This is a genomic window from Bacillus sp. SCT118 (genome assembly GCF_058566435.1).
Genome location: NZ_CP191225.1, coordinates 3,679,937 through 3,703,633, shown reverse-complemented (window position 1 = coordinate 3,703,633; position 23,697 = coordinate 3,679,937). Strand labels below are relative to the sequence as shown.

Below are 23,697 nucleotides of genomic sequence, written 5' to 3'. Positions count from 1 at the left end.
CTTTATTTGATGCGGATATGATTCAGCTTTACCATTAATCTGTCGGCGAGCCTTCGGAGGCTGCCTCTCGTATCAGGATCTAATGGGAGTTCGGCTCTCGCGGCAATGTTCTCTGCCACATCCTGAATCGACAGGTGGTCTGTTTGAATGTGGTCCTCAAAAATGGGTGATGATAAACCTTCAACGCAGCGGTCAATTTGTTTGGCGGCCCATGAGTTTTTTCCTTCTGCTCTGGTTTGCAGCCTTTTTAACAAGGTTTCCTTTGAAGCCATTAGTGTAAAGTGGTGAACGATCCTGCCTTCATGTCTGAGCCTGCCGATGATCTCATTGAAGTATTCAGGATGTACAATCGTCATAGGCACAATAATGATGCCGCGGTATGTATCTGTCAGAGAAGCTAGTAAACTGTAATTGAACGCCCGCCATAAGGGATAGCTTTGAAAATCGTCCTTTGCGATCTCCTGCGGCACCATGGAGCGCAGCGCAAAACCCATTTTCTCGGGATCATACACGTAAGATGGGTTCAGCCTTCTGTGCAGTTCGAAGGCTGTTTGTGTTTTTCCGGAACCGAATGCCCCGTTTATCCAAATGATCATCGCCATTTCTCCCTTCCTATTTATCATACAGAAAAAGACCCTTCCATCGAAGAGTCAGCTGGAAAAACAATAAAGGCGGAAGGTTTTAATGCTTTTTTGCGTCGAAGTATTAAAATACCTGCAGAAATGTTGTACAATGAATGTCATTCAGGCAAAAATGGCTAAACAACAAAGCGCACTATAAGCTTGACCAGTAAAGCCGGTATCTATATAAATATTCGCTAATTAAGCATATAATGAAGATAAACTTTCATTCCTTAGGAGGATTTCGCCGAAGATGAACGCTAAACGAGCCATCCCAGTAAGAGAAAGAAATATCGTCCTGATTGGATTCATGGGTGTAGGAAAAACGACAATCGGCCAATTGGTCGCTAAAAAATTATATAGAGATTTTATTGATATTGACCAAGAGATCGAAAAGGATTTCAATATGTCAATTCCTGAGATATTTGAGAAAAAGGGAGAAGACTTTTTCCGGAAAACGGAGAAGGAATATATTTTAGACATCTGCCATCATAAACGATTCAAAATCGTATCTCTGGGCGGGGGATCTTTTAAACAAGAAGAAATCAGAAATTGCTGTCTGGAAAACTGTCTCGTGCTTCATCTTGACCTGTCATGGGAGAATTGGAAGCAGCGCGCGGATTTATTGATCGAAAGCCGCCCTGTACTGCATAACCGTTCAATGGATGAAATGGAACAGCTGTTTAACGAAAGAAAAGTCATTTATGACAAGCACAATTCAAAAGTGGCAACAGACAACCTTTCCCCGGAAGAGGTTGCCGATTACATTGTTGAGACATTAAAAATTGGCTGGGATCTTTATCAGCCGATGTAAAAAGCCGTGCGCAGCGCACGGCTTTTTTTATCGTTTTATCCCTTGTATCAAAATCGCTTTTAAACAAAAGGAGACGGGCTGTCCGTTTCGGTTTAATGTAATACAGAACGTGTCGCGTGCTTCGTCTGATGTGTGGTTCAAGTGGGCAATGATTTGTTTTTCCCGGTCAGCGGGGGTTCCGCCTCGTTTGATCCAGCTATCGTATTGAATCGGCAAGTTCCACTTTTGGATGTCTTGATAAGCCAGTTGATTGGCGCTGAACATCGCCTGCCATTCTGATAATGAGCTTTCTCGAACATGGGAAGGGTCTCGAAGCCGGTTCAACTGATTGACAAACTCATCAAGAATGGGATCTTCAGGCGCGTAATGATCAACTAAGAGAAAACGTCCGTCCTGTTTCAGTACGCGTGCAACCTCGCTGACAGCTTTGCGGACATCTGAAAAATGGTGGGCTGCGTATCGGCAGGTGATGATATCAAATGAATCGTCGGGGAAGGGGAGTGACTCTGCCGTTCCTTGCTGAAAGCGTACGTTTTCAGCTCCTTTTTCTTGCGCGAAGGAGGACGCAACCTCTACCATCTCTTTCGTTGCATCAACACCGATGCACTCCTGTACATAAGGAGAAAATGCCAGGGCCGTATGGCCGGCGCCCGCTCCGATATCCAGCACCCGATGCTCTGCCCGGCATTCCGCTGTTTTGATCATCAACCCCAAATCTTCCCCCTCGGCAAATACCTTTTCATCCCGATACATCTCGGCGTTTTTAGAAAACGGTGTTTCATTTGTCATTTGAACCAGCTCCTTCTTTTGTAAATGATGATATGGATTATGTTAGCAATTTCTGTTATGATTCGTCCAAGATATAAAAATGATGAAAACGATAGGTTCAACCTATGGAGGCTGAAATGGATATTAAAGTGATGGAATATGCAGCGGAAATTGCCCGGCGCCAAAGCTTTACAAAGGCGGCGGAACATCTTCATATCGCACAGCCGTCTCTCAGCCAGCAAATCAAAAAGCTTGAGGCTGAGCTGGGGCTTACCCTTTTTCACAGATCTCATGGCTCTGTTACACTGACACCTCACGGCAGGCGTTTCATTGAAAAAGCCGAGGACATCATTCGTTCCAGAGATGATTTGCTTCGGGAAATGCAGGAGCGATCACAGGGAATCGGTCATAAATTATCCATCGGAATTCCTGCTGTAACAGGGAGATATCTCTTTCCTCCGCTGCTGAAGCAGTTTTTGGCGCGCTATCCTCATGTGGAGGTTCAGCTTGTTGAAAAAGATCCGGTTTCATTAGAGGAGATGACGGCAAAGGGAGAAGTTGACCTTTCTGTTTTATCCTTGCCGATCGAGGATGAACGGCTCTCCATTACACCCTTGCTCACGGAACCGGTTGTTCTCGCGGTGCCGAAGGAAAAACAAAGGTGGATGCCGCCGGAAATGGTCGCGCTGATTGAGAAAGCGCTGGAAGAAGATGAGGGCCGCCATCCGTGTGTGCCGCTTGCCATGGTAAGGAACGTGCCCTTTATTCTGTTAAAAGAAGGCTTCGGCTTTCGCAGGACAGTTCTCGATCTCTGTGCAGAAAGCGGCTTTAAGCCGAATGCTGCCTTTAAGACGAGCCATATTGAAACCGCCCAATCTCTTGTGGCTAACGGATTAGGTGTGACAATGGCACCGAATATGGTCAAAAGGGATAAAGATCCGGGTGTAATCTATTTATCGATTCAATCCGCGCCATCACGAACCCTCGTCTTTGTCTTTTTAAAGAACCGCTATGTCAGTCTGACCGCCCAGGCCTTTATGGAACTAAGCCGGGAAAGCCTTAAACAAACGTTTGATGAAGGCTGTCTGGGAAACAAAGCTGAAAATATTTAGAAAACAAAGCCGAAACGTGGTAGTATAGGAATACAAACTAAATCTTATAAAACAAAGGGGAATAATCGGAAATGCAACTATTCGATCTGCCGCTCGACCAATTGCAAACATATAAGCCTGAAAAAACAGCACCGAAAGATTTTTCTGAGTTTTGGAAATTGTCTTTGGAGGAACTTGCAAAAGTCCAAGCAGAACCTGATTTACAGCCGGTTGACTATCCTGCTGACGGAGTAAAAGTGTACCGTCTCACATATAAAAGCTTCGAAAACGCCCGCATTACCGGATGGTACGCGGTGCCTGACAAGGAAGGCCCGCATCCGGCGATCGTGAAATATCATGGCTACAATGCAAGCTATGATGGTGAGATTCATGAAATGGTAAACTGGGCACTCCATGGATACGCCGCATTCGGCATGCTTGTCCGCGGCCAGCAGAGCAGCGAGGATACGAGTATTTCACCGCACGGTCACGCTTTGGGCTGGATGACGAAAGGAATTCTTGATAAAGATACATACTATTACCGCGGTGTTTATTTGGACGCCGTCCGCGCGCTTGAGGTCATCAGCAGCTTCGACGAGGTTGACGAAACAAGGATCGGTGTGACAGGAGGAAGCCAAGGCGGAGGTTTAACCATTGCCGCAGCAGCGCTGTCAGACATTCCAAAAGCCGCGGTTGCCGATTATCCTTATTTAAGCAACTTTGAACGGGCCATTGATGTGGCGCTTGAACAGCCGTACCTTGAAATCAATTCCTTCTTCAGAAGAAATGGCAGCCCGGAAACAGAAGTGCAGGCGATGAAGACACTTTCATATTTCGATATTATGAATCTCGCTGACCGAGTGAAGGTGCCTGTCCTGATGTCAATCGGCCTGATTGACAAGGTCACGCCACCGTCCACCGTGTTTGCCGCCTACAATCATTTGGAAACAGAGAAAGAGCTGAAGGTGTACCGCTACTTCGGACATGAGTATATCCCTGCTTTTCAAACGGAAAAACTTGCTTTCTTTAAGCAGCATCTTAAAGGCTGATAAATGTGAAAAGCCGCCGCATATCATCAGGCGGTTTTTTTCTGCAAACTGCCGGAATGAGAACAGACTGGAGACGAATAGATATGAAACAAAGAATCATTGATGAATTAAAACGGATCGAGCAGTCATACGGAGTCAAAATCGTGTATGCCGTCGAGTCAGGAAGCCGCGCATGGGGATTTCCCTCGCAGGATAGTGATTACGACGTCCGCTTTATTTATGTGCCGAAAAAGGAGTGGTATTTTTCAATTGAGCAGGAGCGGGATGTGATTGAGGAACCGATTCACGATTTACTGGATATCAGCGGCTGGGAGCTGAGAAAGACGCTGCGCCTCTTCAAAAAATCAAACCCGCCGCTCCTTGAATGGCTGTCCTCAGACATTGTGTATTACGAAGCATTTACGACCGCAGAGCAGTTAAGAAAACTGCGGAAGGAGGCATTTAAGCCTGAAGCAAGCGTGTATCACTATATCAATATGGCGAGAAGGAACGTCAAGGATTATCTACAAGGACAAGAGGTCAAAATTAAAAAGTACTTCTACGTTCTTCGGCCTATTTTGGCCTGCCAATGGATTGAAAAGCACGGAACCATTCCGCCAATGGACTTTACTGTTTTGATGAATGAACTTATTGCTGAACCCGAGCTGAAGGCTGAAATGGAAACTTTGCTTGAACGGAAAAGAAGAGGAGAAGAGCTTGACCTCGAAGCAAGAATCGATGTTATTCACCAATTCATTGAAACGGAAATCGAAAGAATCATGGAAGCGGCAAAAGAACTGAAGGCAGAGAAAAAAGATATGACACCTGAGTTGAACCGTTTGCTTTTGAATACGGTTGAAGAAGTGTGGAAGGATGGAGGAAGCTGATGTTTTTTGTCGCTTCTTTTTCTCCTTTATTCGACAGAATCCCCCCCGACTTTCTAACTATCTGATTGTGGCAAACCCACAAAAATAATCAGAATCTTTGTATTTTGAGAATATTGTGAACGCCGGTTTTGTCCATTTACAATAAACTCATACAAATACTTCTTAGATTGCGGGGTGTTGAGGTTGGAAGTGATCACAAGAGATTTTTTCTTATTTTTATCCAAAAGCGGCTTTCTCAATAAAATGGCGAGGAACTGGGGAAGCCGGGTAGCAGCGGGTAAAATTATCGGCGGGAATGACTTTAACAGTTCAATCCCGACCATTCGACAGCTTAACAGCCAAGGCCTGTCAGTTACTGTCGATCATTTAGGCGAGTTCGTGAACAGCGCCGAGGTCGCACGGGAGCGTACGGAAGAGTGCATTCAAACCATTGCGACCATCGCGGATCAGGAGCTGAACTCACACGTTTCTTTAAAAATGACGTCTTTAGGTTTGGATATAGATATGGATTTGGTGTATGAAAATATGACAAAAATCCTTCAGACGGCCGAGAAACATAAAATCATGGTCACCATTGACATGGAGGACGAAGTCAGATGCCAGAAAACGCTTGATATTTTCAAAGATTTCAGAAAGAAATACGAGCATGTGAGCACAGTGCTGCAAGCCTATCTGTACCGGACGGAAAAAGACATTGACGATTTGGATTCTTTAAACCCGTTCCTTCGCCTTGTAAAAGGAGCTTATAAAGAATCAGAAAAAGTAGCTTTCCCGGAGAAAAGCGATGTCGACGAAAATTACAAAAAAATCATCCGAAAGCAGCTCTTAAACGGTCACTATACAGCGATTGCCACACATGACGACAAAATGATCGACTTTACAAAGCAGCTTGCCAAGGAACATGGCATTGCCCATGACAAGTTTGAATTTCAGATGCTGTACGGCATGCGGTCGCAAACCCAGCTCAGCCTCGTAAAAGAAGGTTATAACATGAGAGTCTACCTGCCATACGGCGAGGATTGGTACGGCTACTTTATGAGACGCCTTGCAGAACGTCCGTCAAACATTGCATTTGCTTTCAAAGGAATGACAAAGAAGTAAAAAAGGAGAGATTATCATGACAACACCTTACAAACACGAGCCATTCACAAATTTCCAAGATCAAAACAACGTGGAAGCGTTTAAAAAAGCGCTTGCGACAGTAAGCGAATATTTAGGAAAAGACTATCCGCTTGTCATTAACGGCGAGAGAGTGGAAACGGAAGCGAAAATCGTTTCAATCAACCCGGCTGATAAAGAAGAAGTCGTCGGCCGAGTGTCAAAAGCGTCTCAAGAGCACGCTGAGCAAGCGATTCAAGCGGCTGCAAAAGCATTTGAAGAGTGGAGATACACGTCTCCTGAAGAGAGAGCGGCTGTCCTGTTCCGCGCTGCTGCCAAAGTCCGCAGAAGAAAACATGAATTCTCAGCTTTGCTTGTGAAAGAAGCAGGAAAGCCTTGGAACGAGGCGGATGCCGATACGGCTGAAGCGATCGACTTCATGGAGTATTATGCACGCCAAATGATCGAACTGGCAAAAGGCAAACCGGTCAACAGCCGTGAAGGCGAGAAAAACCAATATGTATACACGCCGACTGGAGTGACAGTCGTGATCCCGCCTTGGAACTTCTTGTTTGCGATCATGGCAGGCACAACAGTGGCGCCGATCGTTACTGGAAACACAGTGGTTCTGAAACCTGCGAGTGCTACACCTGTTATTGCAGCAAAATTTGTTGAGGTGCTTGAAGAGTCCGGATTGCCAAAAGGCGTAGTCAACTTTGTTCCGGGAAGCGGAGCGGAAGTAGGCGACTATCTTGTTGACCATCCGAAAACAAGCCTTATCACATTTACGGGATCAAGAGAAGTTGGTACGAGAATTTTCGAACGCGCGGCGAAGGTTCAGCCGGGCCAGCAGCATTTAAAGCGTGTCATCGCTGAAATGGGCGGTAAAGATACGGTTGTTGTTGATGAGGATGCGGACATTGAATTAGCGGCTCAATCGATCTTTACTTCAGCATTCGGCTTTGCGGGACAAAAATGCTCTGCAGGTTCACGTGCAGTTGTTCATGAAAAAGTGTATGATCAAGTATTAGAGCGTGTTATTGAAATTACGGAATCAAAAGTAACAGCTAAACCTGACAGTGCAGATGTTTATATGGGACCTGTCATTGACCAAGGTTCTTATGATAAAATTATGAGCTATATTGAGATCGGAAAACAGGAAGGGCGTTTAGTAAGCGGCGGTACCGGTGATGATTCGAAAGGATACTTCATCAAACCGACGATCTTCGCTGACCTTGATCCGAAAGCAAGACTCATGCAGGAAGAAATTTTCGGACCTGTCGTTGCATTTTGTAAAGTGTCAGACTTTGATGAAGCTTTAGAAGTGGCAAACAATACTGAATATGGTTTGACAGGCGCGGTTATCACAAACAACCGCAAGCACATCGAGCGTGCGAAACAGGAATTCCATGTCGGAAACCTATACTTCAACCGCAACTGTACAGGTGCTATCGTCGGCTACCATCCGTTTGGCGGCTTCAAAATGTCGGGAACGGATTCAAAAGCAGGTGGGCCGGATTACTTGGCTCTGCATATGCAAGCAAAAACAATCAGTGAAATGTTCTAAGCGGGACTAAATGGGCATCCTCCCTGCGGGGGTGTCCATTTCATCCATATACTATAAAAAAGAGGAGGAAGTGCCATAGAAAACACACAGCTGATTATTTCGATTTGTATTTATATGGCGGGAATGCTGCTGATCGGCTACTTTGCTTACAAGCGTACGTCGAATCTGACGGATTACATGCTGGGAGGACGCTCTTTGGGTCCGGCAGTAACCGCTCTCAGTGCCGGCGCTGCCGATATGAGCGGCTGGCTGCTAATGGGGCTCCCGGGCGCCATGTTTTCAACAGGTCTGAGCGGAGTTTGGATTGTGTTCGGACTTTGCCTTGGAGCATGGGCGAACTGGCTCTACGTTGCGCCGCGGCTGAGAACCTATACTGAAAAAGCGGGGAATTCAATTACAATTCCCGGATTCCTGGAGAATCGCTTCGGAGATCAAACAAAGCTTCTCAGACTGTTTTCGGGAATTGTCATTTTAGTCTTTTTCACGTTTTATGTATCGTCCGGAATGGTGTCCGGCGGCGTCTTATTCAACAGCATCTTGGGGATGGATTATCACACCGGCCTGTGGATTGTGACGGGTGTTGTTGTGGCATATACCCTGTTTGGCGGCTTTTTGGCAGTCAGCTGGACAGATTTTGTTCAGGGGATCATTATGTTTGCCGCACTCATTCTTGTGCCGATCGTTACGTTTTTCCACACAGGAGGAGCAGGTGATACAGTTGCTGAAATCCGCTCTGTAGACCCTGATATGTTTAATATTTTCAAAGGAACGAGCGTCCTTGGCATTATTTCTTTGTTTGCCTGGGGGCTGGGATACTTTGGCCAGCCGCATATTATTGTGCGTTTTATGGCGATCACGTCTGTCAAAGAGATCAAAAGAGCGCGCAGAATCGGGATGGGCTGGATGATTTTGTCTGCAGTAGGCGCAGTGCTGACCGGTTTGGGCGGAATCGCTTATTACCATCAGCGGGGCATGACACTGAAGGACCCTGAGACGATTTTTATTCAGTTAGGGAATATCTTGTTCCATCCGATTATCACGGGTTTTCTGATTTCAGCGATTTTGGCTGCGATTATGAGTACCATTTCTTCTCAGCTGCTTGTGACATCAAGCTCTCTGGTAGAAGATTTGTATAAGTCGATGTTCAGACGCTCAGCTTCAGATAAAGAACTGGTGTTTTTAGGCCGACTGGCTGTTCTGGCTGTTTCAATTGTCGCGTTGGTTCTGGCTTGGGAGAAAAATAACACCATCCTTGGATTGGTCAGCTACGCGTGGGCGGGCTTCGGTGCATCATTCGGGCCGGTTGTACTGCTCAGTCTGTTTTGGAAACGAATGACCAAATGGGGGGCACTCGCCGGCATGATTGTGGGAGCAGCGACTGTAATCATTTGGGCGAATGCCGGTCTTTCGGACTTTCTGTATGAAATGATACCTGGTTTTGCTGCGAGTCTATTATCTGTCTTTTTTGTCAGCATATTGACGCAGGCTCCGTCACAAGCTGTCACAGACCAGTTCAACGACTACCAAGATACAATGTCACAATAAAGATCGAAAGGAGGAGGAAGGGGCTGTCCCTTTTTCCTCTTTTCTCCTTTTAAGCGGCCATTTTTTTCTTTTGGAAACAAACGTATTTTGTTCTATACAAAAAGACCCCGTATGGATATGATTAAAGTAAAAAAAGTATAGGAGAAAAAGGTATGGAAGAGCTTTTAGAGAGAGTTTTTTCATTTTCAGATGTTGATAAGCTGATTGATTTTATTAGCTATGAACTGCAAAAGCCAGTGATACTGGAAAGCGCGGATTTCTTTTTGTTAGCCTATAATTCTTACTATATTAACCATTTTGATTCTGCCAACCAGCAGACTATTTTTTCGAAAAAGTGTCCGGTCCAGATTTTTGAGAGGTTTCTGAAGGACGGAATTATTGAAAAATTGAAAACAGAGCCTGAGCCTTTTCGCGTCAATAAAATTGAAAGCATTGGGTTAAACCAGAGGGTGGTCGTGAGTGCAAAGCACAAAGGGGAAGTCATGGGCTACATCTGGATACAGGAGCTGGACCAAAATCTGACGGATGAAGAGCTCGACTTTTTGTACGAGACCTCCTTCCATGTCGGGAAAATCATTTATAAAACGAATAAATTGAAACAGGAAAAGGAAGAAAAAGCAGAGAATCTCATCAAACGGGCGATCTATCAGCAATTTACCTCTGAGAAGGAACTCAGACGGGAAGCTGAAAGGATCAACACCGTGCTGCCTTCCATGTTTTCAGTTGTTATCCTGCACGCCGCAAATGGGGATGGGGAAGCGGTTGAGGATCTAAAGGAAAATATCAGGTCGTACCTGAATTTACGGGATAAGGTCAGTCATGTCTTAACGATCGAATCAAATATTGTCATCGTCGTAGCGAGTTTTTCCCAAAAAAGCTCCGTCTCCTCAGCAGCTTCTGAGTTTATTAACAAGCTGTTAACACATTTTCACTTTCAAAAAATACCTACCCCTATTTATATCGGTATCGGAAACGAATATAATCACCTATTAAAACTTGGCAAGAGTTACACAGAAGCACTTGAAGTCATCAAAGCCGCAGAAATCACCGGCAATCAGGAAAACATTCCATATGAATATGCCAAACTCGGCATTTACCGCTATTTAGAAAGCATCGAACAGAAAAATGAATTTTTAGAATACGAGAATAAAGATTTAGCTTTATTAAAAGCGAAAGACGAAGAAAGCAGCACTGAGCTGCTCAAAACCTTGGAAATCTATCTCCTCAACAACTGCAAAACAAAACCAGCGGCAGAACAGCTGTTTATTCACCAAAATACATTGAATTACCGCATCAAACAGATTACTGAGATGACGTCGATCGATTTAAGCGATTTCAGAACGCGGTGCCAGCTCTATCTCGATTTGATGCTGATGAAAAAGAAATAAAAAAGAAACCAGTACTTGTACTGGTTTCGTCTTCACTTAAAATCCTCTGTAAACATACGGATCATCAGGTTTTTTTATGGTATTCCAGTCAGTTACTTTGACGACAGGGAGAGTTGACTTAAATGGCTGGTAATATTCTGAGGCCAGAGTGCCCTTAATGTGAATCCATTCATCATCCTTGATGTCCATGTCCTTCGGAAATTCCACAAGCATCCCGTACACGCCGGAATCAGCGATACAGTGAATGATGCCAAACCTTAATACGAACAGCTGATTTTTGTTAATTGCGTTTCCTTTGTAAGCAAATCCATGGAATTCAATCGTCCGTCCGAGAAATTCACCCGGATAGTTATAGATGGTTTCCATTCCTTTTAGGAAATCGTCATCGGTCAGAGAAATCTCTTTTTTGCTGGAATACTTATTAAACAGCTGTTTCATTTGTTTGTCATAGCTGTCTTGCGCGTAATACAGGCTGGCATCAGGACGCAAATACTGTGTTTGGGAGTAGTGATCTCCGCTCTCCATCGCCTTAAACGAGAACCCTTTTGTTTTAACAATGGATGAGTCAAGCGTCGCAATCGGGAAGAAGATGCCTGACACTAAAGGGAAAATAAAAACAAGATAAATCAAATAACGCTGATAAAATGGCTTGTTTTGTTCATGGTCATGCTCGTGATCATGGCCGCACCCGCAATCATGGTCATGGTGATGCCCGCCTTTTTCAGGCGACTTGATAAATAGATATGCTTGAACGACTGTCAGAATGGCCAGCAGGAAGATCGCAATAAAGGAAAGATAGGCATATTTCATATTGATATATTTTGTTAGATTTCCTGAGGCATGCAGATGATAAAAGAAAAACGTAAATCCCATCAGCACCAATAGACGAAACATCCAATCACCCCTTTACCAGTAGTGATCCCGCTAAGACAATCACGACAATGTACGTAATCAGCAGGAAAACAAATCTTTTTTTGAAGGCCGCAAGCATCATCAATAGATTCTTAATATCCACCATCGCGCCAAAGACGAGAAAGGCGATTAACGAGCCTAATGAAAATGTGCTGCTGAAGGAAGACGCGATGAACGCATCGACCTCTGAACAAAGCGACAAGACAAACGCCAGTCCCATCATCACGAGTGAAGAGGATACATCATTCTGCCCGATCGCAAGCAGAGTGGATGTTTTGACATACGTCTGCATAGCGGCTGCGATAAAGGCGCCGATGATTAAATATTTTCCCACGGAGAAAAATTCATCAATGGCGTGACGCAAGGTCCCTCCCAGCTTTTGAAGCAGGGTGTGGTGATGATGATGGTGGTGCCCGGGTTCATCAGGCTTTAAAAGCTGGGTATCCTTAAATTGATAGGATAAGATGACCCCGATGATCAGCGAAACGGCGAGAGCCAGTCCGCCTCTGTAAAAGACAACGCTCCATCTATTCCCAAACGCAATATAAGTAGAAAATAAAACGATAGGATTAATGATAGGCGCGGTCAGCATGAAAGCAACGCCCGCATGCAGAGGAACTCCCTTTAACAGAAGCCGCCTCGTAATCGGGATGATGCCGCATTCACAGGCGGGAAATAAAACGCCGGCCAGCGCACCGAATAAAACGGCGAGAAAACGGTTTTTCGGCATGATTCTTGCAATCATTTCTTCAGAAACAAACATTTGAATGATTCCGGAAAGTATGACGCCAATCAGAATAAACGGAATGGCTTCTATTAAAATGCTGATAAAAATAGAATTCAGCTGAAGAAAAGATGATTGTGCTGTCACAATAAAACCTCCGCTCATGTTAAGCTGCCTTTCTTATGATACCAGAAAAAAAGGCACTGCTTGTTTGACGGAGGAGGGGAAAGGATCGTTTCACTTTGGTTAGGATTCCAAAAAGCCGAGCAGGATACTGTCTGTTTCTGCAGCTTCTTTTCCGAGCCAAATCAGATGCCCCCATGAGTGAAGCAAACAGAGAGAAGCGCCACGAATGTGCTCTTTTGCATGATGTGCATGTGACAAGTCAACCAATCCATCATAAACACTTTGCATAATCAGCACCGGACATATGATGGCTTGCAGTTCTTTTGAAGAGACAGCGGCGGTTTGTGACAAGTCAAGCAGAAATCCTTCACCCGAGCGCTGCCGGCTGTTCATTTTCCGAAATGCTTCTATGTCTTTTTCATCCATCAAGGACTTGATTCGCTGAAACGGAATGGTGCTGAATTGGGGGCTCATAGCTCGAAACATCAAACGCGGGAAAGCGTTATTCAAAGAAGAAATCAGCTTCCATATCCACTTTTCCACCGGCGGGCGGAAGAGAATTCTCCCCAATTTATATTCAGTGTCTTTTGGGGTGAGCCACTCTTTGGTGACCGCGGATTGCAGGGTCAATGTATTTACTCTTTCCGGATAATGTGAGGCAAAGCATATACCGCTCGGCCCTCCTGCTGAGATGGCGATCACATGGACACTATCGATTTGTAGATGATCTAATAATTTCACATAGAAACGGCAGGCGTTGGCAAGACTTTTTCCAATTTCTTTTGACGTTCGTCCATAGCCGGGCCTTGAAGGCGTAATGATGGAATACCCTTGCAAAATCAACGCTGTGTATCCGAATTCCTCGTAACAATTTGAATGCCCGCCATGCATGACAAGGATTGGGGTTCCCTTGCCTGTCACAGAATATTCTAGTGTACGGCCATCGAAGGTGATCGTTTCGACTCGTCTTTTCATCTGTTTCACCCATTTGTTTTTTGCCTATTATAGAGTTTTCAGCAATTGACCACAAGGTAGAAGAAATGAATAAACAAAGGCCCTTGAAATATGATATACTTTGTATTGATATTCATTCTCAATTAAAATTTTGATATAGATGTGAACGAACGGGAGGCAGGACGCATGGCTGAGAATCAAGAGGTATATGACGTTACGATTATAGGCGGGGGGCCGATTGGGCTGTTTACTGCTTTTTACTGCGGGATGCGGGAGCTGAAAACAAAGGTAATCGAATTTTTGCCGAAGCTCGGAGGGAAGGTGTCTTTATTCTTTCCTGAGAAAATCATTCGCGATATCGGCGGCATACCGGGGATTGCGGGAAAGCAGCTGATCGAGCAACTGAAGGAGCAGGCGGCAACGTTTGATCCTGATATCGTATTGAATCAGCGTGTGACCGGGTTTGAACGCCTAGATGACGGCACCATTGTACTGACGGGTTCTGAAGGGGAAAAGCACTATACAAGAACTGTGATTTTGGCTTGCGGCATGGGTACGCTTGAGGTCAATGAGTTTGACAGCGAGGATGCGGCCCGATATGCGGGCAAAAATCTTCATTATGGAGTGGAGAAGCTCGATGCGTTTAAAGATAAGCGCGTGGTGATATCAGGCGGCGGAGATACTGCGGTTGATTGGGCTAATGAGCTTGAACCGCTTGCGGCGTCTGTGACTGTCGTTCATCGCCGCGAGGAATTCGGAGGAATGGAAAGCAGCGTGACGAAAATGAAACAATCATCGGTGCGGGTGCTTACTCCTTATTGTCTGGAGCAGCTGAGCGGCGATGAAGAGCGCATCAAAAGCGTGACGATTTGTCATACTGAATCAGGCCAAAGGGAAGATATAGAGGTTGATGAGCTGATCATTAATCATGGTTTCAAAATTGATCTCGGGCCGATGATGGAGTGGGGGCTGGAGATTGAAGAAGGCAGGGTGAAAGCCGACAGACATATGCGAACGAATCTTCCGGGCGTTTTTGTGGCGGGCGACGCGGCTTTTTATGAAAGCAAGCTGAGATTAATTGCCGGCGGCTTTACTGAAGGCCCGACAGCAGTCAACAGCGCTAAGGCTTATTTGGATCCTAAGGCTGAGAATATGGCGATGTATTCAACCCATCATAAAAAATTGGTACATAAATAAAACAGCCCTTGGGGGAAAGGGCTGTTTGCCATCAGCTGTGAAGGAGTTTTCTTTCCGCTTGTTGATTTTGGATGAAAGCAAACAATTCATCCTGTTCTTGGATGGCTGTGAATCCATAAGCCCCGGCAGCTGAGTCATCGCCTAAACAGACGATAGGAGGCCGGCTTGCTGACGGTTCCGGCGACATGCCAATTTGTTCGCCAGTATTGATCAATTGCTGAACGGACAGCTTGTTCGGGCAAATGACCATGTGCAGCGGGGATTCACTGATGGTACGCTGAATCATGTGGGTGAACCGGTCATCTATGACGTTTTCATGAGTGATATAAAACGAACAGGATTCATGCTTTTGCATGTTTTCCACTGCATGGCGGCTCCCGACAACAAGACGTTTCTCTGAATCAGGCTGAATGGCGGTGACAAGAAAGCCCCGTTTCTCAAGCTCTGTCTTTGCTTGCTCAGATGCTGCACTCAGTTTGGCTGTCAGCTGGCGGATGTCGATTTTCTGAGAAGCCAGTGCTCTGAAAAATTCACAAACCGCCCGGCGCGATGTGAAAAAAACGTCTTCAAAGGTGCCAATCTTTCGAAGAATTTCTTCATTGACTGGCATGTTTTCGGTCCGCCATTTCGGCCACTCGATGACATCGGCGCCGGAATCGCGCAGCTTGTCTGCAAGCGGGTCTTCATCTTCGCCATGAGTCACAACCATCAAATGCCGTCCGATAAGCGGTTTGCTTTCAAACCAGCTGTGTGTTTGAAAGTTGACGATGTCTCCGATGACGATAATCGCGGGGTTTGTAATCTGGTGTTCCTGCACTTTTTGCTGGATATTCTCAAGTGTTCCTTTCACACTCCGCTGGCGGCCCCACGTTCCCCATTGGATGACAATGACAGGGACAGAAGGCGATTTCCCGTATGAAATAAGCTGCTGGCAAATATAAGACAAGTTCTTGACACCCATGTAAAAAACAAGGGTTTGAACGCTTCGGGCCAGCCCTTCCCAGTCAAGGTTCGGCGTGCCTTTTAATGATTTATCATGCGCTGTAATCATGGCAAAAGACGATGCAAAATCCCGATGCGTGACGGGGATGCCCGCATATAGCGGCGCTGCAATTCCAGAGGTGATTCCCGGCACCATTTCATAGCGAATGCCGTGCTCATGAAGAGCATCTGCTTCCTCGCCGACTCTGCCGAATACGCTCGGATCTCCGCCCTTCAAGCGAACGACGGTTAACCCATTTAATGCTTTTTCAACCAGCAGGGCGTTAATTTCTTTTTGTTTCATAAAATGGCGGTCTGGCAGTTTTCCGCAATAAATAAACTGACAATTCGGTGATGCAAATTCGAGCAGCTTCGGGTTGGCGAGCCGGTCATATAAAATCACATCTGCTTCCTCGAGCGCCTGTTTTCCTTTGATGGTGAGCAGGCCTGGGTCGCCGGGTCCTGCTCCCACGAAATATACGATTCCGTTCTTCATAATCATGTCATCCTTCCGTCACTGTAAAAAATGAAGGACCACTAGAAAAGTGATCCGGTCTTTTGATCAATATACGAGATAAACATGTTCTCCTTCGATCAGCGTTTCATATGTTTTGACGCATCCGTGGTCAGGTTCTTGGACGATTCCGTCTTCTAAGGAAATTTTCCAGTCGTGCATCGGGCAGAAAACATATTCACCGCTGACGATGCCTTCTGCCAGGACGCCGCCCTTATGCGGACAGCGGTTTTCGATGGCGCGGATGCTTCCGTCTGAAAGCTTGAAAACCGCGAGCTCCTTATCTTCAATATACACTGTTTTGCCTAATTGTTCAGGCAATTCTTCAATTTTTCCGATACATACTTTTGTTACGTCTTTGTTTACCATGTCCATTCCTCCTCAATGATTGTTTTTGTCATTATGATGTGGTCACGACATTTTCAAATAATTCTTTAGAGGTTTGTTTATCCTCTAAAAAGTCTTTCCACGGATCCTTGTGGACAGAGAGTGTTTCATTCATTCGGTCGTTAAGCTCCTGCCGCTTTTCCGGATCGTTTAACACGGATTGGACATGGGATAAACCGACGCGCTCAAGCCATGCGGACGTACGCTCCAGATAGTTTGCGGTTTCCCTGTAATATTGCAGGTAAGCGCCTGCGTATTCTAAGACTTCTTCATTTGTTTTCACCTTCATCAGCAAATCGCCGGCACGCAAGTGGGTTCCGCCGTTTCCGCCGACATAAAGCTCCCAGCCTCCGTCGATGCCGACAACGCCAAGGTCCTTAATGCCGGATTCCGCACAGTTTCGCGGGCAGGCAGACACGGCCATTTTGACTTTGTGAGGCGTGTTCAGCCCTTCGAATTTTTTCTCAAGCGCAATGCCCAGTGCCATGGAGTCTTGTGTGCCGAAGCGGCAGAATTGCTCGCCTACACATGTTTTCACTGTGCGGAGCGTTTTTCCGTACGCGTAGCCCGACGGCATATCAAGATCTTCCCATACTTTCGGAAGGTCTTCTTTTTTCACGCCGATAAGATCAATTCGCTGGCCGCCTGTCATTTTCACGAGCGGGATCTCATATTTGTCAACGACATCGGCAATCTTGCGCAAATCTGTGGAGTTGGTCACGCCGCCGTACATCCGAGGAACGACTGAGTATGTTCCGTCTTTTTGAATATTGGCGTGCATTCGTTCATTAACAAAGCGGGATGTCCGGTCATCCTCGTATTTGGTTGGATTGATCATGCCTAAGTAGTAGTTCAGAGCGGGCCGGCATTTGGAACAGCCTTCTGGTGTTTTCCAGCCGAGCACATTCATGATTTCTCTTGTATGTGACAGCCCTTTGGCTTTGATTTCTTCTACGACTTCATCTCTCGACAATGTGGTGCAGCCGCAAATGGCTTCTTTTTGCGCTGACGCATCAAAGTCTGATCCGAGCGTATGCTGGAGGATTTCTTCTACGAGCGGCTTACAGCCTCCGCATGAGCGGGATGCACCAGTGCATGCTTTGATTTCGTCCGTTGACGAGCAGCCCTTTTCCTGTATGGCTTGAATAATCGCACCTTTTGACACGCCGTTGCAGCCGCAGATGATTTCATCGTCGCTCATCGCTGCGGTAATGCTTGTGCCTGCTTCTTGGCTGAGAGGCTGTAAGATTGATATTTTAGAGGTTTCAGAGATATCGGCTTCTTTTTGAATCATAGAAAACAGGCGATTGCCTTCACTGCTGTCGCCGAATAAAACAGCACCGACAATTTGATTGCCTCTCAGGACGATTTTTTTATAGATGCCGTCCTGCTCATCGAAGACTTTAATCGCTTTTTTCTCCTCTGATTCGTTAAAGTCACCGGCAGAGAAGACCTCGACGCCTGATACCTTTAACTGTGTGGAGAGAACGGAGCCCTCATACGGTTTTGTTTCGATGCCGCAAATATGCTTTGCCAGCACTTTTGCCTGTTCATAGAGCGGTGCCACAAGCCCGTAGGCGATTCCGCGGTGCTCGGCACATTCGCCGACCGCGTAAATGTGCGGGATTTTAGTCTGCATATAATCGTTGACGATGATGCCGCGGTTAACCGGAATGCCGCTCTCGGCCCCGAGTGTTGTATTCGGACGAATGCCGACAGCCATGACGACTAAATCAGCTTCAATGCTTGTGCCATCTTTGAAGCGGAGGCCTTCGACACGGTCATCACCGACAATTTCTTCGGTTTGCTTTTCAAGTAAAAAGGTCATACCTTGTTTTTCTAACTCGTTTTGCAGCAGGCGTCCTGCCGTTGCATCAAGCTGGCGCTCCATCAGGAATGGGGCAAGGTGGATGACGGACACACCCATGCCAAGATTCAGCAGTCCGCGAGCTGCTTCCAAACCAAGAAGTCCTCCGCCGATGACGGCTGCTTTTTTATATTGTTTTGACGCGGCGAGCATTGTGTCTGTATCTTTTATATCCCGGAAAGCTGTGACGCCTTTTTTGTCTGCGCCCGGAATCGGAAGGATAAAAGGGAGCGAGCCTGTTGCCAGGATCAATTCGTCGTAAGGCTGGATTCTGTCTGCATCTGTGATGACTGTTTTGTTTTCCGTGTCCACTTTGATGACTGTTTCATTTGTATACAATTGAATGTTGTTTTCTTTGTACCAGTCCCAATCGTTTAACGTAATATCTTTAATATCTGTATCGCCTTGAAGCACTTTTGACAAAAGGATTCGGTTATAATTGGGATGCGGTTCGGCACCGAAAATTGTGATCTGAAACTCGTCTTTAGCAACACTCAGTATCTCTTCAATGGCCCTTACCCCGGCCATTCCATTACCAACAAGAACTAGCTGTTTTTTTCCCATCAGATGATCCGCTCCTTATCAATGTTTTTTCCAGCGTAGCACAGCAAAAAGGAATATTTAAGATACATGTTATAAAATGTAACAAAATATACGAAAAGTTCTAAAAATTTTATGAAAAATTTAAATAGGTCTGATTCGGACGGCACATACCTTAAAACCGGGCATTTTACAGGCTGGATCTAAGGCTTCCCCGATTAAATCATTCACATTTTGAGCGTCTGCCCAATGGATGGGAACAAAAACGGTATCTTTTCTGATTTGTTCTGATAATTTGCTGCGGACGGTGATGCTTCCCCGCGGCGATTCTATTTTTACCAGTACACGGTCCTCGATATTGTAGGTCGCTGCTGTTTGCGGATGGATTTCCATAAACGATTCAAAATGTCTCGCGGCAAGGGCGGCGCTTTTTCTTGTTTGGACGCCTGTTAAGTAGTGAGACATGACTCTGCCTGTCGTTAAATAAAGCGGATAATCGGCTGTCGGCTTCTCTTTTGGAACAGGCGGTTCGTTTGGAATCACACTTAATGCCGCTTTTTGATCCGGATGAGCAAATGATTCTGTAAACAAGCGCCGAGTTCCGGGATGATCAGATTCCGGACACGGCCAATGAATGCCGCCTTCACGTCTGAGCCTGCCGTATGAGATGCCTGAATAATCGGCAATCCCGCCTCGGCTCGCTTCTCTCAATTCATTAAAAATATCCTCCGCTGACGTATAAGAAAAGTAGCGGCCCTTGCCGAGAGCGGATGCGAGATCACAAATGATCTGCCAATCATGCTTTGCTTCGCCGGGACATGGCCGGCTTGCTTCTCTTAATGTCACGCGTCCTTCTACATTTGTCATGGTGCCTTCATCTTCTAAGTAAGAGGAGGCGGGTAAAATCACATCTGCGTATTTCGCAGTCTCAGAAATAAACAAATCGATTGCAACAAAGAATGTCAGTTTCCTTAAAGCCTTTTTCACGAGATTCGCATTTGGGCTGGAGACAGCAGGATTGGAGCACATGAGGAACAATCCTTTGATGTCGCCGTCGTTGATTTTTTCCATCATTTCATAGGCTGAGACACCTTTTCGCGGCAGATCATCCTGATGGATTCCCCACACTTTCGCAACATGTGCCCGGTGTTGTTCGTTTTCAATAGATCGATAGCCCGGAAGCTGATCGGCTTTTTGGCCATGCTCTCTTGCACCTTGCCCGTTGCCTTGTCCGGTGATCGCCCCGTAACCTGAGTAAGGCTTGCCGATTTTCCCTGTGATCAGCACCATGTTTAAGAAGCCTTTCACAGCCGCTGTTCCATCGGTTTGCTGTTCAATCCCGCGGGCTGTAAACAGCATGCCGGACGTTTCCTTGGCAAACTTTACAGCAGCTTTTCTTATATCCACCAGCGGGACACTCGTCTGTTCGGCGATGTCATTCAGGTCCAACGAGTCAGTATGCTGCTTCAGCTCTTCGAATCCATTTGTTCGTGATTGAATGAAATCCTCGTTTATAAGCTGTTCGTCAATGATGATTTTGACGAGGCCGTTGGCAAGAGCGGCGTCTGTGCCGGGTTTGATTTTCAGATGAAGATCGGCGATTTTTGTTGTCGCTGTTTCACGCGGATCAATGGCAATGATGTAAGCTCCGTTTTCTTTCGCTTTTTCAAAATATGGCATAATCGTAGGCTGGCACTCCGCGATATTGGTGCCGGCCAGAATGATCACACGGGTGTGGGGAATGTCTGATAAGGGATTCGTTAAGCCTCTGTCCGCGCCGAATGTTTGGTTGGCTGCGGTTGCTGCGGCGGACATACAAAGCCTCCCGTTGTAGTCGATGTATTTTGTCTGTAAGCCCACCCGTGCGAATTTCCCTAACAAATACGCCTCTTCATTTGTAATCGAGGCGCTTCCGTATAGCGCCATGGCATCATGGCCGTGTTCTGCTTGGATCATTGTCACTTGGTCTTTCATGTAATTCAATGCTTCTTCCCAGGAAACAGGGATAAACTCGCCGTTTTTCTTCAGCAGAGGGCGGGTGATGCGAGAGGAGTTCAAGGCATGCTGGTGAGCATTCATGCCCTTCATGCATAGCCGACCCTGTGTTGTAGGATTATCAATCCCGATCGCAGTGTATTTTTTGCGCGTGACGATGGTTTGTTCCACGAGCTGCATTTTGCACTGCATGCTGCAAAACGGGCATTGAGTGTCATATGTTTTTTCTGATTGGACGTCTTGCTGTTTATCACGGAAATATCTAAGCAGTCGTTCAGTCAAAATGCCTCATCCTTTCTTATATGCGCCGTCTCTACAGTCGGGTTTTGAATCAGTGACAGATCTGTTTGGAGGCTTTCCAGCAGCTGTGCCCTTAGGTCTTCTTCGAATAGCACTTCTCTGATATGAACGATCCCGAGACGGTCTATCCACTGATGAACAGCTTCTAAGTAATGAGCCGTTTCCCGATAATACTGGATCAGTCCTTTGATCATGCCGGCAGTGCTGTCTTCATTCTCAGTCACGCAAAACAGAGCTCCTGAACGGGCATGAGTTCCCCGGACGCCGCCGATGTAAATGTCCCAGCCAGCTTGTGTCCGAATTGCGCCGACATCTTGCAGGGCGGCATGGGTGCAGTCTGTTTCACATGATAAGCTGATAGAAATGGGAGCGGGTAAGGGAAGCATCTCAAGTTGTCTTTCGATTTGGGCTGCCAGCTGCTGAATCGATCGATTTTGCCCGCATGTACATGCTTTGATGCTTTGCAGCGCGTGTCGGTGTTCATTGGTGTAAACGGGCATTTTCAGGTCTTTTTTTATATTCGGGAGATCCGCAGGCTTGATCCCGGAAAGCTTCAGCCTTTGGCCGTGAGTGATGGATACGTCGGGAATGCTGTATGCCTCAATGATGTTGGCGATGGTTCTTAGCTGCTCCGCGTTTGTCCGTCCGCCGTACATTTGCGGAATCAGGATGCATGCCTCTTCAGTGGCTGGCTCCGGCTGGACAAACCCGGGGTACAGCATTTCCAGATAGTATTGAATCGCAGGAACACAAGTACTGCATCCTTTTTTTGTTTTCCAGTCAAGCTGGTTCATCACTTCTGCCGGATTAGTGAATGGCCTGCGCTGAAGCTCAGCGATGATGTCGTCTTCTGTAAAATCAGTACAGCTGCAAAACGAAGGTGTGCCGGCGGGCTTCGTATATTCGCTGTTGGTCATGTGCCTCAAAAGGTCTTCAACGAGCGGTTTGCATCCTCCGCAGGACCCAGTGGCTTTGGTGCAGTGCTTGACTTCCTCAACAGTTGTTAAGCTATTCGTGTGCACCGCGTCTTCAATCGCGCCTTTCGTCACTGTGTTGCATTGGCAAATCGTTTCACTGGAAGGCATGGATTCAAATAAAGGGCCGCTTGTCTCTGGTTCGATGATCTGCTTTTTGACAATGGAGATGTCTCGTTGTTTAAGCAGGCTGTCGAGAAGCCGCTGCTTGTCACGGGTGTCTCCGAATAAAATAACGCCGGCCAGTTTGTCATCTACAAAAAGCGCTTTTTTATAAACGCCTGCTTGTTCGTCGTAGATTTTGATGCTCGTCGTGCGTTCATCCTCTTGGATCTTTCCTGCTGACCACACATCGATTCCAGCTATTTTTAAAGCCGCAGATGGTGCTGAGCCTTGATATTCCTCACATGGAACGCCGCAAATATGACTGGCGAGAGCTTTTCCCTGCTCATAAAGCGGTGCCACCAATCCGTACACCGTTCCGTTATGTTCGGCGCATTCACCGACGGCGTAGATATTCGGTTCGCTTGTCTGCATGAAGTCATTCACGATGATCCCGCGGTTCACTTTGATTCCAGCGGATACAGCTAATTCAATATTCGGTCTGACGCCGGCCGCCATCACAATCAAGTCTGCTTTTAATGAAGAGCCATCTTTAAAATGGATTCGGTCTGCCTTGGTGGCGCCGGAAATGGAGACGGTGTCTTTCTCCAAAAGAAAGGTTAGGCCTTTTTGTTCCAGCTCTGTTTGCAGCAGCCGCGCCGCTGTTTGATCGAGCTGTTTTTGCATAATGCCGGCGGAGTGGTGAATGACGCTGACATCCATACCGAGATGCTGTAAGCCGACTGCAGCTTCCAGTCCTAATAAGCCGGCTCCGATTACCGCAGCCTTTTGAAAGTGCTGAGTCATCTTCATCAGCGCTTGGCAGTCTTCTATTGTCCGAAATCCATAGACACCTTTTTTGTCTGCCCCGGGGATAGGGAGAATATGAGGGGAGGAACCTGTTGCCACAATGAATTTGTCATAAGACAGGATGCGCTTGCGATCCGTTATGACCTGCTGCTGATCTGTATCAATTTGAATAACCGTTTCGCCTGTGTAAAGCGTGATCCCGTGCTTGTCGTACCAATCCTTGCTGTTCAGTGTAATGTCATCGAGTGACGCTTCACCCTGCAATACAGAGGATAAGAGAATGCGATTGTAATTGGGATGCGGCTCGCTTCCGAAAATGACAATCTCAAACATGTGGCGATTCAGCTTTAATACTTCTTCAATACAGCGGATTCCGGCCATGCCGTTTCCCGCTAACACCAATCTTTGTTTCTTCATGTATCAGACCTCCTTTGGCGAAGCTCGTAAGTTTTCTCCTATTAAAAATTATGTCACAATGCACTGTTAACGCATTAAACGTGTCACAAAA

Annotated in this window: 18 protein-coding genes and 1 pseudogene; 9 read left to right on the top strand and 10 right to left on the bottom strand. The window is 46.3% G+C overall.

Translation table 11 applies throughout. The annotated features are described in order from the left end of the window. Positions 1 to 2: 2 nt before the first annotated feature. Positions 3 to 596, bottom strand: a complete 594-nt coding sequence (tmrB, locus tag ACQVGT_RS18955; protein WP_041518185.1) for a tunicamycin resistance ATP-binding TmrB — start codon at positions 594 to 596, stop codon at positions 3 to 5. Positions 597 to 873: 277 nt separating this feature from the next. On the opposite strand from tmrB, the gene ACQVGT_RS18950 reads away from it, so the two are divergent. Then, positions 874 to 1,434: a shikimate kinase gene (locus tag ACQVGT_RS18950; protein WP_014475740.1), complete on the top strand. Its 561-nt coding sequence runs from the start codon at positions 874 to 876 to the stop codon at positions 1,432 to 1,434. A gap of 27 nt (positions 1,435 to 1,461) precedes the next feature. Here the strand turns inward: ACQVGT_RS18950 and ACQVGT_RS18945 are convergent, their stop codons facing one another. After that, the gene (locus ACQVGT_RS18945) at positions 1,462 to 2,223 is read right to left on the bottom strand and encodes a class I SAM-dependent methyltransferase (protein ID WP_015382709.1); all 762 of its coding nucleotides are present in this window, start codon (positions 2,221 to 2,223) and stop codon (positions 1,462 to 1,464) included. Positions 2,224 to 2,339: 116 nt separating this feature from the next. On the opposite strand from ACQVGT_RS18945, the gene ACQVGT_RS18940 reads away from it, so the two are divergent. The 7 genes from ACQVGT_RS18940 to putR all read left to right on the top strand — a co-directional run bounded on the left by ACQVGT_RS18940 (position 2,340) and on the right by putR (position 10,806). Continuing rightward, entirely contained in the window at positions 2,340 to 3,314 is a 975-nt protein-coding gene (locus ACQVGT_RS18940) for a LysR family transcriptional regulator (protein ID WP_015482768.1), read from the top strand. A gap of 71 nt (positions 3,315 to 3,385) precedes the next feature. Continuing rightward, on the top strand, positions 3,386 to 4,342 hold the full coding sequence (gene cah, locus ACQVGT_RS18935) for a cephalosporin C deacetylase (protein ID WP_015382711.1): 957 nt from the start codon (positions 3,386 to 3,388) through the stop codon (positions 4,340 to 4,342). A gap of 83 nt (positions 4,343 to 4,425) precedes the next feature. Then, positions 4,426 to 5,208: a nucleotidyltransferase domain-containing protein gene (locus ACQVGT_RS18930; protein WP_015482769.1), complete on the top strand. Its 783-nt coding sequence runs from the start codon at positions 4,426 to 4,428 to the stop codon at positions 5,206 to 5,208. A gap of 189 nt (positions 5,209 to 5,397) precedes the next feature. Beyond that, positions 5,398 to 6,309, top strand: a complete 912-nt coding sequence (putB, locus tag ACQVGT_RS18925; RefSeq protein WP_080030710.1) for a proline dehydrogenase PutB — start codon at positions 5,398 to 5,400, stop codon at positions 6,307 to 6,309. Positions 6,310 to 6,325: 16 nt separating this feature from the next. Next, positions 6,326 to 7,873, top strand: coding sequence for an L-glutamate gamma-semialdehyde dehydrogenase (gene pruA / locus ACQVGT_RS18920; RefSeq protein WP_003234655.1), 1,548 nt, complete (start codon positions 6,326 to 6,328; stop codon positions 7,871 to 7,873). 90 nt (positions 7,874 to 7,963) lie between these two features. Continuing rightward, a complete protein-coding gene (gene putP, locus ACQVGT_RS18915; RefSeq protein ID WP_072173908.1) occupies positions 7,964 to 9,418 on the top strand; it encodes a sodium/proline symporter PutP in 1,455 nt (484 codons plus the stop codon). Positions 9,419 to 9,570: 152 nt separating this feature from the next. Beyond that, positions 9,571 to 10,806: a proline utilization transcriptional regulator PutR gene (gene putR, locus ACQVGT_RS18910; RefSeq protein WP_015382716.1), complete on the top strand. Its 1,236-nt coding sequence runs from the start codon at positions 9,571 to 9,573 to the stop codon at positions 10,804 to 10,806. 36 nt (positions 10,807 to 10,842) lie between these two features. Here the strand turns inward: putR and ACQVGT_RS18905 are convergent, their stop codons facing one another. The 3 genes from ACQVGT_RS18905 to ACQVGT_RS18895 form a co-directional block, all read right to left on the bottom strand. Next, complete coding sequence (locus ACQVGT_RS18905; protein WP_015382717.1) at positions 10,843 to 11,700, bottom strand: TIGR03943 family putative permease subunit; 858 nt, start codon at positions 11,698 to 11,700, stop codon at positions 10,843 to 10,845. 4 nt (positions 11,701 to 11,704) lie between these two features. Further along, a complete protein-coding gene (locus ACQVGT_RS18900) occupies positions 11,705 to 12,589 on the bottom strand; it encodes a permease (protein ID WP_080030627.1) in 885 nt (294 codons plus the stop codon). Positions 12,590 to 12,688: 99 nt separating this feature from the next. Further along, positions 12,689 to 13,543: an alpha/beta fold hydrolase gene (locus ACQVGT_RS18895; RefSeq protein WP_041517642.1), complete on the bottom strand. Its 855-nt coding sequence runs from the start codon at positions 13,541 to 13,543 to the stop codon at positions 12,689 to 12,691. A 165-nt stretch (positions 13,544 to 13,708) separates the two neighbouring features. Between ACQVGT_RS18895 and ffoR the strand changes: the two genes are divergently transcribed. After that, entirely contained in the window at positions 13,709 to 14,719 is a 1,011-nt protein-coding gene (ffoR, locus tag ACQVGT_RS18890) for a ferredoxin--NADP(+) reductase (protein WP_015482773.1), read from the top strand. Between the two features lie 31 nt (positions 14,720 to 14,750). Here the strand turns inward: ffoR and cobA are convergent, their stop codons facing one another. From cobA to nasB, 5 genes and pseudogenes are all read right to left on the bottom strand, one after another. Further along, the gene (gene cobA / locus ACQVGT_RS18885; RefSeq protein WP_015382721.1) at positions 14,751 to 16,202 is read right to left on the bottom strand and encodes a uroporphyrinogen-III C-methyltransferase; all 1,452 of its coding nucleotides are present in this window, start codon (positions 16,200 to 16,202) and stop codon (positions 14,751 to 14,753) included. Positions 16,203 to 16,262: 60 nt separating this feature from the next. After that, complete coding sequence (nirD, locus tag ACQVGT_RS18880) at positions 16,263 to 16,583, bottom strand: nitrite reductase small subunit NirD (protein WP_014475751.1); 321 nt, start codon at positions 16,581 to 16,583, stop codon at positions 16,263 to 16,265. 31 nt (positions 16,584 to 16,614) lie between these two features. Further along, on the bottom strand, positions 16,615 to 19,032 hold the full coding sequence (gene nasD / locus ACQVGT_RS18875; protein ID WP_015382723.1) for an NADPH-nitrite reductase: 2,418 nt from the start codon (positions 19,030 to 19,032) through the stop codon (positions 16,615 to 16,617). Positions 19,033 to 19,152: 120 nt separating this feature from the next. Further along, the gene (nasC, locus tag ACQVGT_RS18870) at positions 19,153 to 21,285 is read right to left on the bottom strand and encodes an assimilatory nitrate reductase catalytic subunit NasC (RefSeq protein ID WP_015382724.1); all 2,133 of its coding nucleotides are present in this window, start codon (positions 21,283 to 21,285) and stop codon (positions 19,153 to 19,155) included. A 6-nt stretch (positions 21,286 to 21,291) separates the two neighbouring features. Then, positions 21,292 to 23,606 (bottom strand): annotated as a pseudogene (gene nasB / locus ACQVGT_RS18865) (assimilatory nitrate reductase electron transfer subunit NasB). Positions 23,607 to 23,697: the final 91 nt, after the last annotated feature.

Coding starts and splice junctions, on each gene's coding strand:
- cobA (WP_015382721.1), bottom strand. CDS start 16,202: ATGATTATGAAGAACGGAATCGTATATTTCGTGGGAGCAGGACCCGGC.
- pruA (WP_003234655.1), top strand. CDS start 6,326: ATGACAACACCTTACAAACACGAGCCATTCACAAATTTCCAAGATCAA.
- putR (WP_015382716.1), top strand. CDS start 9,571: ATGGAAGAGCTTTTAGAGAGAGTTTTTTCATTTTCAGATGTTGATAAG.
- ACQVGT_RS18905 (WP_015382717.1), bottom strand. CDS start 11,700: ATGTTTCGTCTATTGGTGCTGATGGGATTTACGTTTTTCTTTTATCAT.
- tmrB (WP_041518185.1), bottom strand. CDS start 596: ATGATCATTTGGATAAACGGGGCATTCGGTTCCGGAAAAACACAAACA.
- ACQVGT_RS18945 (WP_015382709.1), bottom strand. CDS start 2,223: ATGACAAATGAAACACCGTTTTCTAAAAACGCCGAGATGTATCGGGAT.
- ACQVGT_RS18940 (WP_015482768.1), top strand. CDS start 2,340: ATGGATATTAAAGTGATGGAATATGCAGCGGAAATTGCCCGGCGCCAA.
- nasD (WP_015382723.1), bottom strand. CDS start 19,032: ATGGGAAAAAAACAGCTAGTTCTTGTTGGTAATGGAATGGCCGGGGTA.
- ACQVGT_RS18930 (WP_015482769.1), top strand. CDS start 4,426: ATGAAACAAAGAATCATTGATGAATTAAAACGGATCGAGCAGTCATAC.
- ACQVGT_RS18950 (WP_014475740.1), top strand. CDS start 874: ATGAACGCTAAACGAGCCATCCCAGTAAGAGAAAGAAATATCGTCCTG.
- ffoR (WP_015482773.1), top strand. CDS start 13,709: ATGGCTGAGAATCAAGAGGTATATGACGTTACGATTATAGGCGGGGGG.
- nirD (WP_014475751.1), bottom strand. CDS start 16,583: ATGGTAAACAAAGACGTAACAAAAGTATGTATCGGAAAAATTGAAGAA.
- cah (WP_015382711.1), top strand. CDS start 3,386: ATGCAACTATTCGATCTGCCGCTCGACCAATTGCAAACATATAAGCCT.
- ACQVGT_RS18895 (WP_041517642.1), bottom strand. CDS start 13,543: ATGAAAAGACGAGTCGAAACGATCACCTTCGATGGCCGTACACTAGAA.